The sequence below is a fragment of the Micromonospora sp. KC721 genome (assembly GCF_004348355.1).
Lineage (GTDB): Bacteria > Actinomycetota > Actinomycetes > Mycobacteriales > Micromonosporaceae > Micromonospora.
In genome coordinates, this window is the sequence record NZ_SMJY01000165.1 from 1 (window position 1) to 14,422 (window position 14,422).

At 71.5% G+C, this 14,422-nt stretch carries 13 protein-coding genes and 1 pseudogene; 8 read left to right on the forward strand and 6 right to left on the reverse strand.

The window, feature by feature from the left end:
* Positions 1–81: 81 nt before the first annotated feature.
* The 5 genes from E1182_RS23300 to E1182_RS23320 all read right to left on the reverse strand — a co-directional run bounded on the left by E1182_RS23300 (position 82) and on the right by E1182_RS23320 (position 6,911).
* Entirely contained in the window at positions 82–261 is a 180-nt protein-coding gene (locus E1182_RS23300) for a DUF6104 family protein (RefSeq protein WP_132184910.1), read from the reverse strand.
* A gap of 94 nt (positions 262–355) precedes the next feature.
* Positions 356–4,096: a multifunctional oxoglutarate decarboxylase/oxoglutarate dehydrogenase thiamine pyrophosphate-binding subunit/dihydrolipoyllysine-residue succinyltransferase subunit gene (locus E1182_RS23305; RefSeq protein WP_132268935.1), complete on the reverse strand. Its 3,741-nt coding sequence runs from the start codon at positions 4,094–4,096 to the stop codon at positions 356–358.
* 252 nt (positions 4,097–4,348) lie between these two features.
* The gene (locus tag E1182_RS23310; RefSeq protein WP_132268938.1) at positions 4,349–5,161 is read right to left on the reverse strand and encodes an ABC transporter permease; all 813 of its coding nucleotides are present in this window, start codon (positions 5,159–5,161) and stop codon (positions 4,349–4,351) included.
* Positions 5,158–6,090 (reverse strand): ATP-binding cassette domain-containing protein, encoded by a 933-nt coding sequence (locus E1182_RS23315; protein WP_132268940.1) that lies wholly within the window; start codon positions 6,088–6,090, stop codon positions 5,158–5,160. Before E1182_RS23315 ends, E1182_RS23310 begins: the two co-directional genes overlap by 4 nt.
* 149 nt (positions 6,091–6,239) lie before the next feature.
* Entirely contained in the window at positions 6,240–6,911 is a 672-nt protein-coding gene (locus E1182_RS23320; RefSeq protein WP_132268943.1) for a hypothetical protein, read from the reverse strand.
* Between the two features lie 209 nt (positions 6,912–7,120).
* Between E1182_RS23320 and E1182_RS23325 the strand changes: the two genes are divergently transcribed.
* The gene (locus tag E1182_RS23325; protein ID WP_132268946.1) at positions 7,121–7,900 is read left to right on the forward strand and encodes a GNAT family N-acetyltransferase; all 780 of its coding nucleotides are present in this window, start codon (positions 7,121–7,123) and stop codon (positions 7,898–7,900) included.
* Positions 7,897–8,916: a 1-acyl-sn-glycerol-3-phosphate acyltransferase gene (locus tag E1182_RS23330; RefSeq protein ID WP_132268949.1), complete on the forward strand. Its 1,020-nt coding sequence runs from the start codon at positions 7,897–7,899 to the stop codon at positions 8,914–8,916. The genes E1182_RS23325 and E1182_RS23330 overlap by 4 nt, the downstream gene beginning before the upstream one ends.
* Here the strand turns inward: E1182_RS23330 and E1182_RS32485 are convergent.
* Positions 8,855–8,983 (reverse strand): annotated as a pseudogene (locus E1182_RS32485) (DUF397 domain-containing protein); the annotation flags it as partial. The gene E1182_RS23330 and the pseudogene E1182_RS32485 sit on opposite strands and share 62 nt — an antisense overlap.
* A gap of 2 nt (positions 8,984–8,985) precedes the next feature.
* Here E1182_RS32485 and E1182_RS23340 point away from each other — a divergent pair.
* The 6 genes from E1182_RS23340 (at position 8,986) to E1182_RS23375 (ending at position 14,359) form a co-directional block, all read left to right on the forward strand.
* Entirely contained in the window at positions 8,986–9,279 is a 294-nt protein-coding gene (locus E1182_RS23340; RefSeq protein WP_132268954.1) for a hypothetical protein, read from the forward strand.
* A gap of 310 nt (positions 9,280–9,589) precedes the next feature.
* Complete coding sequence (locus tag E1182_RS23350; protein ID WP_132268956.1) at positions 9,590–9,838, forward strand: type II toxin-antitoxin system Phd/YefM family antitoxin; 249 nt, start codon at positions 9,590–9,592, stop codon at positions 9,836–9,838.
* On the forward strand, positions 9,835–10,218 hold the full coding sequence (locus E1182_RS23355; protein WP_132268959.1) for a PIN domain-containing protein: 384 nt from the start codon (positions 9,835–9,837) through the stop codon (positions 10,216–10,218). The genes E1182_RS23350 and E1182_RS23355 overlap by 4 nt, the downstream gene beginning before the upstream one ends.
* Before the next feature lie 245 nt (positions 10,219–10,463).
* Positions 10,464–11,165 (forward strand): response regulator transcription factor, encoded by a 702-nt coding sequence (locus tag E1182_RS23365; protein ID WP_132184922.1) that lies wholly within the window; start codon positions 10,464–10,466, stop codon positions 11,163–11,165.
* Positions 11,166–11,207: 42 nt separating this feature from the next.
* Positions 11,208–12,764 (forward strand): cell wall metabolism sensor histidine kinase WalK, encoded by a 1,557-nt coding sequence (locus tag E1182_RS23370; protein WP_132268961.1) that lies wholly within the window; start codon positions 11,208–11,210, stop codon positions 12,762–12,764.
* Positions 12,765–12,826: 62 nt separating this feature from the next.
* Entirely contained in the window at positions 12,827–14,359 is a 1,533-nt protein-coding gene (locus E1182_RS23375) for a S1C family serine protease (RefSeq protein WP_132268964.1), read from the forward strand.
* The last annotated feature ends 63 nt before the right edge of the window (positions 14,360–14,422 follow it).

Consider the following 14,422-nt stretch of genomic DNA (forward strand, 5'->3'; position numbering starts at 1 on the left):
GCCCCAATGTTGATCATGAAGTTGCCTGGACCCCGCCCGGCGGGCCGGGGTGGCAACCTCATGATCAACATTGGGGCGGGGCTATTCGTCGTCGGGGTCGTCGAGGCGGGCGAGGTAGGTGGCGAGGCGCTCGATCGGGGTCTCGAACTCGGGGTTGAGATCGACAAAATCGCGTAGGCGCTCGGCCAGCCACTCGATGCTGACCTGCTCGTCGCCTCGGCGCTCGACCAGTTCCTCGATGCCACGGTCGGTGAAGTACACGGTGTTCCTCTCGCGAATGGAGCCGCCGGACGCGGGCCGGGGCAGCGACCGTCACGCGGACGGCGCTGCCCCGGGTCTCGTCGGTGCGGTCAGGTCACGGGCGGGGGAGCGCCGCCTCGATCAGCGCGGTCTGCTCGACCTCGTGCATCTTGGCAGAACCGACCGCCGGGGCCGCGGCGGCCGGGCGGGAGATCCGCCGCAGCCGCACGTCGGCCAGGTGCTCCAGCAGGTTGAGCGCGACGAACGACCAGGCGCCCTGGTTGGCCGGCTCCTCCTGTACCCAGGCGAAGTCCTCCGCGTTCGGGTACGCCGCCAGCGCCGCCCGGATCTCCGCCACCGGCATCGGGTAGAGCTGCTCGATCCGGATGATCGCGGTGTCGGTGACACCGCGCTCCTGCCGGGCCTGGAACAGGTCGTAGTAGACCTTGCCCGAGCAGAGCAGCACCCGCTTGACCTGCTGCGTTGCCGGGGCGGCCGGGTCGGTCAGCACCGGGGAGAAGGTGCCGGTGGTGAAGTCCTCGACCGGGGAGACGCAGAGCTTGTGCCGCAGCAGCGACTTCGGCGTGAACACCACCAGCGGCTTCCGTTTCGGCGACAGGGCCTGGCGGCGCAGCAGGTGGAAGTAGTTCGCCGGGGTGGTCGGGATCGCCACCCGCATGTTGTCCTCGGCGCAGAGCTGCAGGAACCGCTCCGGGCGGCCGGAGGTGTGGTCGGGGCCCTGGCCCTCGTGCCCGTGCGGCAGCAGCAGGGTGACGGCGGAGCGCTGACCCCACTTCACCTCACCGGAGGAGATGAACTCGTCGATCACCGACTGGGCGCCGTTGACGAAGTCGCCGAACTGGGCCTCCCAGCAGACCAGCGCGTTGACGTTCTCCACCGAGTAGCCGTACTCGAAGCCCATCGCGGCGTACTCGCTGAGCAGCGAGTCGTGCACGAAGAAGCGGGACCGCTCGCCGCCGCCGGTGAGCGACTTCAGCGGCAGGTAGTCGTCACCGGTCTTCGAGTCGACGATCGAGGCGTGCCGCTGGACGAAGGTGCCGCGGCGGGAGTCCTGACCGGCGAGCCGGACGGTGACCCCGTCGTGCAGCAGCGAACCGAAGGCGATGATCTCGCCGAAGCCCCAGTCGATGCCGCCCTCGGTGGACATCTTGTGCCGCCGGTCGAGCAACTGCTGGATCCGCTTGTGCGGGGTGAAGCCCTCCGGCAGGTTGACGTGCGCCTCGCCGACCGCCTTGATGACGGCGGCGTCGGTCGCGGTCTCGACCTGGGGCTCCGGCTCGTCCTTGCGCGGCGGCCGGCTCAGCTGACGCGGCGTGGTGGCGGCGTCGCGGGTGGCCTTGAACACCCGCTCCAACTGCGCCTGGTAGTCGCGCAGCAGTTCCTCCGCGTCCTCCACGGTGATGTCACCCCGCCCGATCAGCTCCTCGGTGTAGAGCTTGCGCACCGAGCGCTTCGAGTCGATGATCTTGTACATCTGCGGGTTGGACATCGACGGGTCGTCGCCCTCGTTGTGCCCGCGCCGGCGGTAGCAGACCAGGTCGATGACGACGTCCTTGTTGAACGTCTGACGGTACTCGAAGGCCAGCCGGGCGACCCGGACCACCGCCTCGGGGTCGTCACCGTTGACGTGGAAGATCGGCGCCTGGATCATCCGGGCCACGTCGGTGCTGTAGAGGCTGGAGCGGCTGTACTCCGGCGCGGTGGTGAAACCGACCTGGTTGTTGACCACCACGTGCACGGTGCCGCCGGTGCGGTAACCGCGCAGCTGGGACAGGTTGAGCGTCTCGGCCACCACGCCCTGGCCGGCGAAGGCGGCGTCGCCGTGCACCGCCAGCGGCAGCACGGTGTAGCCCTCCAGCTTGAGGTCGATCCGGTCCTGCTTGGCCCGGACGATGCCCTCCAGCACCGGGTCGACGGCCTCCAGGTGCGACGGGTTCGCCACCACCGAGACCTTGACCGCGTGGTCGCCGTCCGGGGTGGTGAACTTGCCGTTCTGGCCGAGGTGGTACTTCACGTCGCCGGAGCCCTGCGTGGAGCGCGGGTCCAGGTGGCCCTCGAACTCGGAGAAGATCTTCTCGTACGGCTTGCCGACGATGTTGGCCAGCACGTTGAGTCGGCCCCGGTGGGCCATGCCGATGACGACCTCGTCCAGCCCGTCCTCGGCGGCGGCCTCCAGCACCTCGCCCAGCAGCGGGATCAGCGACTCGCCGCCCTCCAGCGAGAAGCGCTTCTGGCCGACGTACTTGGTCTGCAGGAAGGTCTCGAACGCCTCGGCGGCGTTGAGCCGGTTGAGCACGTGCTTCTGCTCGTCGGCCGGCGGCTTCTCGTACTTGCGCTCGATCCGTTCCTGGATCCAGCGCCGCTCCTCCGGGTCCTGGATGTGCATGTACTCGATGCCGACCCGGCGGCAGTACGAGTCGCGCAGCACACCGAGGATCTCGCGCAGCTTCATCCGCTGCTTGCCGGCGAAACCGTTGACCGGGAAGGTGCGGTCGAGGTCCCACAGGGTGAGCCCGTGCTGGAGGACGTCCAGGTCCGGATGCTTGCGGATCTTGAACTCGAGTGGGTCGGTGTCGGCCATCAGGTGGCCGCGCACCCGGTACGCGTGGATCAGCTCGTGCACCCGCGCGGTCTTGTTGATCTGGCCCTCGGAGTCGACGGCCACGTCGCGCATCCAGCGCACTGGCTCGTACGGGATGCGCAGCGAGGTGAAAATCTGGTCGTAGAAGCCACGCTCGCCGAGCAGCAGCTCGTGCATCACCTTCAGGAACTCGCCGGACTGCGCGCCCTGGATGATCCGGTGGTCGTACGTGCTGGTCAGCGTGATGATCTTGCTGACCGCCAGTTCGGCGAGGGTCGCCTCGCTCATGCCCTGGTACGGCGCCGGGTACTCCATGGCGCCGACGCCGATGATGGCGCTCTGCCCCTGCATCAGGCGCGGGATCGAGTGGACCGTGCCGATGCCGCCCGGGTTGGTCAGCGAGATGGTGGTGCCGGTGTAGTCGTCCATGGTCAGCTCGTTGCGGCGGGCCCGCCGGACCACGTCCTCGTACGCCTGCCAGAACTGCCGGAAGTCCATCTGCTCGCAGGCCTTGATGGACGGCACCACCAGGTTGCGGGAGCCGTCCGGCTTGGCCAGGTCGATGGCGATGCCCAGGTTGACGTGCTCCGGGCGGACCAGCGCCGGCTTGCCGTCGACCTCTGCGTAGGAGTTGTTCATCTCCGGGTGCTCGACCAGCGCCCGGACCATCGCGTACCCGATCAGGTGGGTGAAGCTGACCTTGCCGCCCCGCCCTCGGGCGAGGTGGTTGTTGATCACGATGCGGTTGTCGACCAGCAGCTTGGCCGGAACCGCGCGAACGCTGGTCGCGGTCGGTACGGACAGCGAGGCGTCCATGTTCTGCACGATCTTGGCAGCGATGCCGCGCAGCGGGCTGGTGCCGGCGGCGCTCGCCGTCGGGGCCTTCGCGGCCGGCTTCGCCGCGGCGGCCTTCGCGGCCGGCTTCGGCTCGGCGGCCGTCGCGGTGGGCTTCGGCTCGGCGGGCTTGGCGGCGGGCTTCGGCTCGGCGGTCTTCGGCGGGGCTGCCGGTTTCGCGGCCGGCGCGGCCACGCTGGCGGCGGCCTTCTCGGCGGCCGGCTTCGCCGGGGCCTTCTCGGCGGCCGGGCGCGGTGTCGCGGCCCCCGGGGTCGGCCGGTAGTCGGCGAAGAAGTCGTGCCAGGCCGAGTCGACGCTCGATGGGTCGGCGAGGTAACGCTGGTACATCTCCTCGACGATCCACTCGTTCGGGCCGAAACCCGCCAGTGGGTTCTCCTGCGAAGTCTGCTGGGTCGACACGGCCGGTAATCGCCTCTTTCACGCGGGTGGAATGTCACGCGGTGGCACCCGTGCCAAAACAGGACGCACGGGAGACGCTTCCAGGCTACGCCGTACGAATGGCGCAGGCATTTCCGCCTCCAACGGGTGGCCCTTTTCACAGAAGATGCCAGAAGTTCAGCAAACGCTGCGTGTCCCGTCGACTCCTGCTAGCCGCGACGACCCCGGACGGTGGCCTCACTGTCACCGTCCGGGGCCGCGCCGATCGAGTGGTCAGGAGATGTCGCGGCGCCGGGTGATCAGGACGCCCGCCACGCCGCTGGCGAGGGCGTACCCGACCAGCACCAGCGCGCCGACCCACCAGGCGGGGAGCATCTCCGACTCGCCGCCGCTGACCATGATGCTGGAGGCGGCGGCCGGCCAGACCACCTGCCACTTCATCACCGCCATGTTGTCCAGCCAGTTGGCCAGCAGGAAGAACAGGACCCCCACCACCTGGGTGCCGAGCAGGTAGACCACCGACGCCGTGATCACCGCGCCGAGCTGGTTGGTGATCAGGGTGCCGATGCCCACTCCGAGGACGGTCCAGATCGCGTACGCCAGCAGGTTGAGCAGCAGCGCCCGCTGCACCTCCCACTGGCCGAGCTGTGTGCCGTGGTCGTTGAGGGCCAGCACCGTCGCCCCGGCGGCCAGGTCGATGACCGTGGTGACCAGCCAGAACCCGAAACCCAGCAGCGAGGCGGCGATGAGCTTGCTGACGATCACCGAGGTGCGGCGCGGAGTGGACAGGAACGTCGTGGTCGCGGTCTGGTGGAAGAACTCGTTGGTGACCATGAGGATGCCGATGAGCATCACGAACATCAGCCCGAGGTACTGGCCGGAGGTGTAGAGGTTGGCCGCCTGCGCGGCCGGGGTGGCGGGGATCCCGCCGGCCTCCGCGGTCTCGGGGTTGCCGCTGAGCGAGCTGACGGCGAGCCAGGTGTTGATCGCGAAGGCCAGGGCGAGCGACAGGAACGCTCCGAGGGCCAGCAGCCACCAGGCGTTGGTGGTACGGATCTTGAGCAGTTCGGATCGGACCAGGTTCATCGGATGCCCGCCTTCCCGGCCGTGAGCTCCAGGAAGACCCGTTCCAGGTCGGGTCGTTCGGTGGTGAGTTCGTGCAGTTCCACGCCGGCGGCCAGCGCGGCCCGCCCGACGGTCGGGGCGTCCGCCCCGTCGACCAGCAGGACGCCGTGCTCACCGGCGGTGACCGTGGCCGACTGCGCCTTCAGCGCCGCGGTCAGCTCGTCGGGCTGCGGGGTGCGCACCCGCACCCGGACGCCCTGGGTCATCGACCCGATCACCTGGTCGACCGGGCCCTGCCGGACCAGTTGGCCGGCCGCGATGATCACCACGTCGTCGGCGAGCAGCTGCATCTCGGAGAGCAGGTGGCTGGAGACCAGCACCGTGCGGCCCTCCTGGGCGAGGTTCTTGAGGAAGCCGCGCATCCAGCGGATGCCCTCCGGGTCCAGACCGTTGGCCGGCTCGTCCAGGATCAGCACCCGAGGGTCACCCAGCATCGCCGCGGCGATGCCGAGCCGCTGCTTCATGCCCAGCGAGTAGCCCTTGAACTTGCGCTTCGCGGCGGGGGTCAGCCCGACCATCGCCAGCACCTCGTCGGCCCGCCGCTTCGGCAACCCGGCCGCCGCGCAGATCACCCGCAGGTGGTTGATCCCGGTGCGGCCCTTGTGCGCGCTGGACGCCTCCAGCACCGCGCCCACGTGCCGCAGCGGATCGGTCAGGTCGGCGTACCGCCGGCCGCCGATGGTGGCCGTGCCGCTGGTGGGGGTCACCAGGTTGAGCAGCATGCGCAGGGTGGTGGTCTTGCCGGCGCCGTTCGGGCCGAGGAAGCCGGTCACCCGACCGGGTTCGACGGTGAAGGACAGGTCGTCGACCGCCCGGACGTTCCTGTACTGCTTGGTCAGTCCGGACACGACTATCTGGCCGGTGCTGGGGCTCCACTGCCCGTCGGACATCGTTCTCCTCCCGTGCGGCGGCGCGTCACGCGCCGCGGTGCGCGGCGCCGTTGCTCAGGCGCCGCCGCCAGCCTGCCAAGCCGGGTCAACCCGCGTCATCAGACGCGTTCGTCAATCCGGCCTCCTCCTCTGGTGGGAGGCCGTCCTCCTCAGGGACGAGACGCCGGCTGCGGCGACACCGCGACCCAGGTGGCCCGGGCCCGGCCCAGCAGCGCCCCGGTGGGGCCGTACAAACTGGTGTCCACCACCGCCCTGCGCCCCACGACCTCGACCGCCGCGCCGGTGACCACACAGTCGTCGCCCGGCGCGGGCAGCCCGTCGACCACGGCGGCGATCCGACCCAGGACGTACGGCCGCCCGGGGGCGAGCACCGCCCAGCCACCGGGGCAGTCCAGCGCCGCCCAGACCGTGGCCGGGACGACCGGATCGGGCGCCCGGAACGGTGCGGCGGTCCGGCCGTCCGGAAGCCGGCCGGGGAAGATCCGCAACCCGTCCGTCCGCTCCGGCCCACAGACGTAACAGCCGGGGAAGGGATGGTCCCGCAGACCCGGGTACGCGGCGGAGACCACCGCCGCCGTCGCCGGGTCCACCGGGGGCACCGCCGGAGGCGGATCGCCGGCCGGGCGGACCTGGGCGACCAGCCGCCCGTCCGGGTCGAGCACGTCGCCGTCGACCACGGTCAGCGGGGTGTCCAGCGGCGGCGGCCGGCGCAGGGTCACCTCGACGGGGCCGTCCGCGCCGTGGTTGGCGGCGAAGATCCCGGCGCTCCATCCGCCGTTGCCCGAGCCGGGCGGCCCGTTGAACCGGGACTCGATGATCATCGGACTCCTCCCTGCCGGCCCGGCGTCGTCGCCGGGTCTGTCCGGGCAGCGTCGCACGGCCGGTCCGGGTCGCCCGGGCCGGTCCGGGCGACCCGGCGGAGGGTCTTGTCGCCCCTCGTGCCCGGCTCGGGGCCGACGGCCGGCCGGCGTTCACCGGATTGACACCCGTCACCGGGCGGGCGGCAACCCCGGACACCTACACAGGAGCCATGGCTGTTCTGCATGCCGCTGGCGCACCCCTGACGACCAGCGGATACACCCTGCTGATCGCCGACGACCCGACCCAGGTCGCGGCCGCCCAACGCCTGCGCCACGAGGTCTTCGCCAGCGAACTGGGCGCGACCCTGCGACCCGCGGTGGACGGCCGCGACGTGGACGACCTCGACACCCACTGCGACCACCTGATCGTGCGCGAGGAGCGCACCGGCGCGGTGGTCGGGACGTACCGGTTGCTGCCCCCGGGCCGTACCACGCGCCGGTACGCCGAGAGCGAGTTCGAACTGACCGCGCTCGACCCGCTCCGCGACGTGCTGGTCGAGGCGGGCCGCTCCTGCGTCCATCCCGACCACCGCTCCGGCGCGGTGATCAACCTGATGTGGGCCGGTATCACCCGCTATCTACACCTGCGTGGCTCCCGTTGGCTGGGTGGCTGCGCCTCGGTGCCGGTGGCCGACGGTGGCCGGGCCGCCGCCGAGGCGTGGGCGCTGGCCCGCGCGAAGCACCTGTCACCGCCGCTGCTGCGGGTGCGTCCCCGCCGGCCCTGGTTCACCGAGCCGGCGGCGGCCAGGCCGGACACCGCGATCGGCGGCGCCACCGGGAGCGCCCTGGTCCCACCGCTGCTGCGCGGTTACCTCCGGCTCGGCGCGTGGGTCGCCGGCGAACCGGCGTACGACCCGGACTTCGGGGTGGCCGACTTCTACGTGCTGTTCTCCCTGGACCGGATGCACCCGCGCTACCTGCGGCACTTCCTCGGCGGGGCCGAGGGGTGAGCGCCGCGCTGTGGCGGCCCGTCGCCGGGTGTGGACCGTTCTGCCTGCCGGCCCCCGGCGAGGTGCCTGCCGTGCCGGTGGCGCTGCGGGTGGCCCGGCTGCTGGGCGTACTCGGGATGATGCTGGTCGGGGCGGGCCTGGTCGGTCTGCTGCCGGTGCTGCCGAGGGTGGAGCGGGCCGCCGTGGTGCGGGGGTGGGCGCGGGGCGCCACCCGGGTCCTCGGGGTACGGCTGGAGGTTCGGGGCCGCCCGCCGCGCCGGCCGGCGCTGCTGGTCGCCAACCACGTCTCGTGGCTGGACGTGCTCGCGGTGCTGGCGGTGACGCCGGCCCGGCTGCTGGCCAAGAGCGAGGTCCGTCGGTGGCCGCTGGTCGGGCTGCTGGCCCGCGGGTCCGGCGCGCTCTTCGTCGACCGGGCGCGCCCCCGGGACCTGCCCGAGACGGTCGATCGGATCGCCGCGACGCTGCGCGGCGGCGACCCGGTGGCGGTCTTTCCCGAGGGCACGACCTGGTGCGGTGCCTCCGCAACGGCCGACTGCCGCCCGCGGCGCGGGTTCCGCCCGGCCACCTTCCAGGCGGCGGTCGACGCCGGGGCGCCGGTGGTGCCCATCCGGATCAGCTACCGGTGCGCCAGCATCGGCGTGGGCACCACGGCCGCCGCCTTCGTCGGGGAGGAGACCCTGTGGCGTTCGGTGCTCCGGGTGCTCGCCGCCCGTGAGCTGGTGTTGATCGTACGGGTGGCGGCGGCGCTGCACCCGGCTGGGGACGCCGACCGCCGGGCGCTGGCCCGGGCCGCCGAGGCGGCCGTCCACCTGGTCCCGGCCCGCGTCGCCGTACCCGCGCCGACGGCCGTCGCGGTGCCGGCTCCCGCCACCGGGCCGGCGGACATACGAAAGGCCCCCAGCCGGGCCGCTTCGACGGTGCGGTTTCCGGGGGCCTTGTCGGTGTTGCCGGGGATCAGCCCACAGGGCCGATCTGCTTCGCCAGGTCGACGAACGACTGCCACGACGCGGGGTTGAGGTGGAGGGTGCCGCCCTCCCGGTCCTTGGTGTCGCGCACCAGCACGACGCCGGGCCAACGGGTCGCCGGTGAGCGTGTTCGGCAGCGTTCTCGCGGTCTCCGCGCACATCGGTTGCCGGCCGACGTGGGATTGCGAGGTGTGCGGCGAGCCGTGGCCCTGCCCGACCTTCCGGGCGGTAGGGCGGGATCGGTTGGACGGCACGGCCCTGATCCCGGTCATGTCGTCGCTGATCCCCAGTGCCATCCGCGACCTGCGCGGCCGGCCGGAGGGGCCGCAGCCGCCGGAGATCGTGCGGCGTTTCCTGTGGTTCCTGCCGTTCAATGATGAGGAAGCCCGCGCCGTCGCCCTGCGGATGCGCTGATGGTGCGCCGGGTCATCCCTCACCTGCCGATGCGTCCGCTGTGGCGGTGCCGCAACTGTGGCGCGCAGTGGCCGTGCCAGCCGGCCCGGCTGTCCCTGCTGGTCGAGTACCGGCACGACCGGACCGCCCTGCTGATCTACCTTGCCCAACAGATGACCGAGGCACGCGACCAACTCACCCGACTCAACCCCGAGCACTGCGCGGACCTGACGGAACGCTTCCCTCGCCTGGGCCCGACCCCGAAGATGAACACGAGCACAGGCCACGACCACACGAGGGTGCGGGTAGCACATGTGCTACAGTGGGGCGTATGCATGAAGTTGGGTTGCGGGAGATGCGGCAGAGCGCCAGCGACCTGGTACGTCGGGCGCAGGCGGGCGAACGCGTGACGATCACCGTCGCGGGCCGACCGGCAGCCGTGCTCGGCCCGGTCAGTCCCCGAACCTGGCGCGAGTGGGACGATGTTGCCGGCGTGTTCGCCCAACCCACAGACCCCGGGTGGGCGGGTGATCGGGATCTGCTCGATGGTGCCGTCACCGACCCGTGGGTTGAGCGGTGAGCCGGGGCATCCTCGACACCAGCATCCTCATCGCCACCGATGTGACCCCGATTCCCGGCGAACTGGCCATCAGTGTCGCCAGCCTCGCCGAACTCCAGTTCGGTGTTCTGGTAGCAAAAACCGCCGAGGCGAGGGCGCTCCGATTGGCGCGGTTGAGCGCCATCCAACGTCGGTTTGATCCGCTTCCCATCGACGAAGCCATCGCCGACAGTTACGCACGACTGGCCGCCCGCGTCGTCGAGACTGGCCGCCAGCCGCGAGCCAGGGTGATGGACCTCCTCATCGCCGCAACCGCACACGCCCACGACGCCGCCGTCTACACCCGCAACGCCGACGACTTCGCAGGACTCGAAGACCTCATCACGATCCACGCGATCTGACTCTCACAGCCCGCCAACCGAGGATCTCCAGACGGCCCGTCGACATAGGCGATCATCTGGCCGCGCCCGGGCTCGTCAGCGCCCGCTCAAAGGCTCCCTCACCCCTCACGGGGCAAGGGCCTCCGCGACCTCGACGCAGTTCCCGCCGCCGTAGCCGCTGTGGGTCGGCTTTGCCCGCGTCGCTCACAGGCTTTTTTCAGCCGGTGCCCAGCGTCGCCGCAGCCACGTCGTAGATGATGCGGGGCATGGCCGCTACCCAGACCGAGGCGCGACTGCTCGTCGTCGAGGACGATCCCAACATCCTCGAGTTGCTCTCCGCCAGCCTGCGCTTCGCCGGTTTCGACGTGGCCACCGCGACCAGTGGCAGCGCGGCGTTGAGCACCGCCAAGGAGCACCGCCCCGATCTGGTGGTCCTCGACGTGATGCTGCCCGACCTCGACGGCTTCGAGGTGATCCGGATGCTCCGTGAGGGCGGCACGCGTACCCCGGTGGTCTTCCTGACCGCCCGCGACGCCACCGACGACAAGATCCGCGGCCTCACCCTGGGCGGCGACGACTACGTCACCAAGCCGTTCAGCCTGGAGGAGCTGACCGCCCGGATCCGGGCGGTGCTGCGGCGTACCGCGACCGGCGAACACGCCCCCTCCCGGCTCACCTTCGCCGACCTGGAACTGGACGAGGAAACCCACGAGGTGCACCGCGCCGGCCAGCGGGTGCAACTGTCGCCGACCGAGTTCAAGCTGCTGCGCTACCTGATGCTCAACGCCAACCGGGTGCTGTCCAAAGCGCAGATCCTCGACCACGTCTGGAACTACGACTTCCGCGGCGACGACAACATCGTCGAGTCCTACATCTCCTACCTGCGCCGCAAGGTGGACAACACCCAACCTCGCCTGATCCACACCCTGCGCGGGGTGGGCTACGTGCTGCGCAAGCCGGCAGCGTGAGCCGGTTCTGCGAGTCCCGTAGTCGCGAGGCACGGTGAACCGGTGAACCTCCTCGACAACGCGAAGGGCCGGCTGCGGGGCGTACCGCTGCGGGTCAAGCTGGTCGCGGCGGTGCTGGCGCTGGTCGCCGCCGCGCTGCTGGTGATCAGTTCGCTCACCACGTACTTCCTGCGCGACTACCTCGTCGGGCAGGTGGACGGGGAGTTGCAGGCGGCAAGCGACCAGGTGGGCCGGGTGCTGCCTTCCCTGGAAGTCGGGCTCGGCAGTGCCGCGCTGCCCACCGACTACGTGGTGGCACTCGCGGAGGAAGACAGCGCGAAGCCCATCGGGTACGACCACAGCCTGGCGCTGGACGACCTGCCCAGGATGCCGGACGACCTGGCGGGATTCCAAGCCGCCGCCGAGAAAGAGCCGTTCACCGTCCGCTCGGAGGACGGCCGGGACCGGTGGCGGATGCTCTACCGGGAACTGCCCGACGGCCGGGTGCTCGCGGTCGGTCAGCACCTCACCGACGTCGACCTCGCGGTCAAGCGGCTGGTCTGGATAGACCTCCTGGTCGGCTGGTCGGTGCTGATCCTGCTCGCCTCGATCGGCGCGGCGATCGTCCGGACCAGCCTGAAACCGCTGGTGGAGATCGAACGGACCGCCGCCGCGATCGCCGGCGGCGACCTCACCCGCCGGGTGCCGGACCCGGAGGAGGGGCAGCCCTGCGCCACCTCCGAGTTGGGTCGGCTCTCCCGGGCGTTGAACGCGATGCTGGCGCAGATCGAGGCGGCCTTCACCGCGCGGGCCGCCTCCGAGGCGGCGGCCCGCGCGGCCGAGGCCGGTGCCCGCGACGCCGCGCACGCCGCGCAGTCCTCCGAGGCCCGGGCCCGGCGTTCCGAGGAACGGATGCGGCAGTTCGTCGCGGACGCCTCCCACGAGCTGCGTACCCCGCTGACCACCATCCGCGGGTTCGCCGAGCTGTACCGGCAGGGCGCGGCGCGGAAGCCGGAACAGACCGCCGACCTGCTGCGCCGGATCGAGGACGAGGCGGCCCGGATGGGGCTGCTCGTGGAGGACCTGCTGCTGCTCGCCCGGCTGGACCGGGAACGCCCGCTCTCGTTGGCCCCGGTGGAGCTACCGGTGCTGGCCTCCGACGCCGTGCAGGCCGCCCGGGTGGTCGCTCCGCAGCGCCGGATCGAGCTGGAGATCGCGCCCGGCTCCGGGCCCCTGGTGGTGCAGGGGGACGACGCCCGGCTACGCCAGGTCATCGGCAACCTGATGACCAACGCGCTCACCCACACCCCACCGGAGGCCGCGGTGACGCTGCGGCTGCGGGCCGAACCGGGGAACCTGGCCGTGGTGGAGGTCGCCGACACCGGTCCCGGTCTCACCCCGGAGCAGGCCGAGCGGGTCTTCGAACGCTTCTACCGGGCCGACGCGGCCCGCACCCGGCGGGCGAACGGGATGACCAGCACCGGTTTGGGGCTGGCCATCGTGGCCGCGTTGGTGGCTGCCCACCACGGCACGGTGGAGGTGACCGACACGCCGGGTGGTGGGGCGACGTTCCGGGTCCGGCTGCCGCTGGCCGCGGCAACCAACGGCGAGTCGGAGTGACTGTCAGACAACTTCCAGGTGCGTTCCAGGTTGATGACAGTACGAGGGGAGAAGGTAAGGCCATGAACGAGTTCGACACCGATCCGCAGCGGCGGCCCGCCGCCCTCGACGCCGAGCCGTCGCCCCACACCGCAGAGCTGCCCCACGCCGAGCGCGGGCAGTCGGACTCGACCGAGGTCTCCCCGACCGACCGTCCCGCCGGCGCCGCGGGGGAGCCGGCGGGCATTGCGCCGCAGAGTTCTCCCTACCCGCCCGCGCAGACCTCGGCCGCGCCGTACCCGGGCGCGCAGACCTCGGCCGCGCCGTACCCGGGCGCGCAGACCTCGGCCGCGCCGTACCCCGGCCAGCACGCCGGACACCACCCTGGCTACCAGTACGGCCAGCACGCCGGCCAGCCCGGCTACCCGGGCCAGCACGCCGGCCAGTACCCGGCCGCCGGTTACCCCGCGGGTTACCCGCAGTCCGGCTGGGTGGGCGGCCCTGGCGGTCCCGTTCCGCCCAGCCACGGCGGGCAGCCGGTGCCGCCGTGGGCGGCCGCGCCGAAGCCCTCGAAGGTGGCCAAGGTCATCGGCGCCGGTGTGGCGGTCTTCGCCCTGATGCTGGGATCCGGTGTGGCCGGCGGTGCGCTCGCCCTCGCCCTGGACGGCGGCTCGGGCGGTGTCACCCGTACCTACTCGGCCGCACCCGTGATCAACAGTGCCGACCTGCCGAAGATCGCCGCCGGGGTGCAGGACAGCGTGGTCTCGATCGCCACCGACAGCGGCGAGGGGTCCGGGGTGATCCTCACCCCCGACGGCTTCGTGCTCACCAACAACCACGTGGTCGCCTCCGCTGCCGGCGGCATCGTCCGGGTGATCTTCGCCGACGGCAAGACGGCCCAGGCGACCATCATCGGCACCGACCCGAAGACCGACCTCGCAGTGGTGAAGGCCAGCGGGGTCGACGACCTCAAGGCGGCGAAGTTCGGCGACAGCGACGCCATGCAGGTCGGCGACCAGGTGCTCGCCCTGGGCAGCCCGCTTGGCCTGCAGGGCTCGGTCACCGCCGGCATCATCAGCGCCCGTGACCGGACCATCCAGGCCGGCGAGGGCGGCCAGCAGAACCCGCAGCAGGGCGCCACCTCGATCTCGGGGCTGCTGCAGACCGACGCCCCGATCAACCCCGGCAACTCCGGTGGTGCTCTGGTCAACACCCGGGGCGAGGTGATCGGCATCAACACCGCGATCGCCACCGCCGGGCAGGGCAGCAACGGCAACATCGGCGTCGGCTTCGCCATTCCGAGCAACAAGGCCAAGGACGTCGCCGGGAAGCTCCAGCGCCGCGAGAAGGTCAGCCACCCGTCGCTCGGCGTCAGCGTGACCGGCGCGGAGAACGGCGGCGCGCTGGTGTCGGCGGTCGTCCCCGGCAGCGCCGCCGAGAAGGCCGGCCTCCAGCGCGGTGACGTGATCAAGAAGTTCGGCGACAAGCTGATCAACGACTCCAACGACCTCGTCGGCGCGGTACAGGCCGGCAAGGTCGGTGACCGGGTCGAGGTGACCTACCAGCGCAACGGATCCGAGGCGACGGTGACCGTCACGCTCGCCGAGTCGTCATAACCACAGACCTGCCTCCTCCATGGGCGGCGGGTGGTGCAGCCAAGGGGGTTGGCTGCACCACCC

Excerpts from the sequence above, each read along its gene's own strand:
- E1182_RS23310 (WP_132268938.1), bottom strand. The coding sequence starts at position 5,161 with ATGAACCTGGTCCGATCCGAACTGCTCAAGATCCGTACCACCAACGCC.
- E1182_RS23315 (WP_132268940.1), bottom strand. The coding sequence starts at position 6,090 with ATGTCCGACGGGCAGTGGAGCCCCAGCACCGGCCAGATAGTCGTGTCC.
- E1182_RS23320 (WP_132268943.1), bottom strand. The coding sequence starts at position 6,911 with ATGATCATCGAGTCCCGGTTCAACGGGCCGCCCGGCTCGGGCAACGGC.
- E1182_RS23325 (WP_132268946.1), top strand. The coding sequence starts at position 7,121 with ATGGCTGTTCTGCATGCCGCTGGCGCACCCCTGACGACCAGCGGATAC.
- E1182_RS23350 (WP_132268956.1), top strand. The coding sequence starts at position 9,590 with ATGCATGAAGTTGGGTTGCGGGAGATGCGGCAGAGCGCCAGCGACCTG.
- E1182_RS23365 (WP_132184922.1), top strand. The coding sequence starts at position 10,464 with ATGGCCGCTACCCAGACCGAGGCGCGACTGCTCGTCGTCGAGGACGAT.
- E1182_RS23375 (WP_132268964.1), top strand. The coding sequence starts at position 12,827 with ATGAACGAGTTCGACACCGATCCGCAGCGGCGGCCCGCCGCCCTCGAC.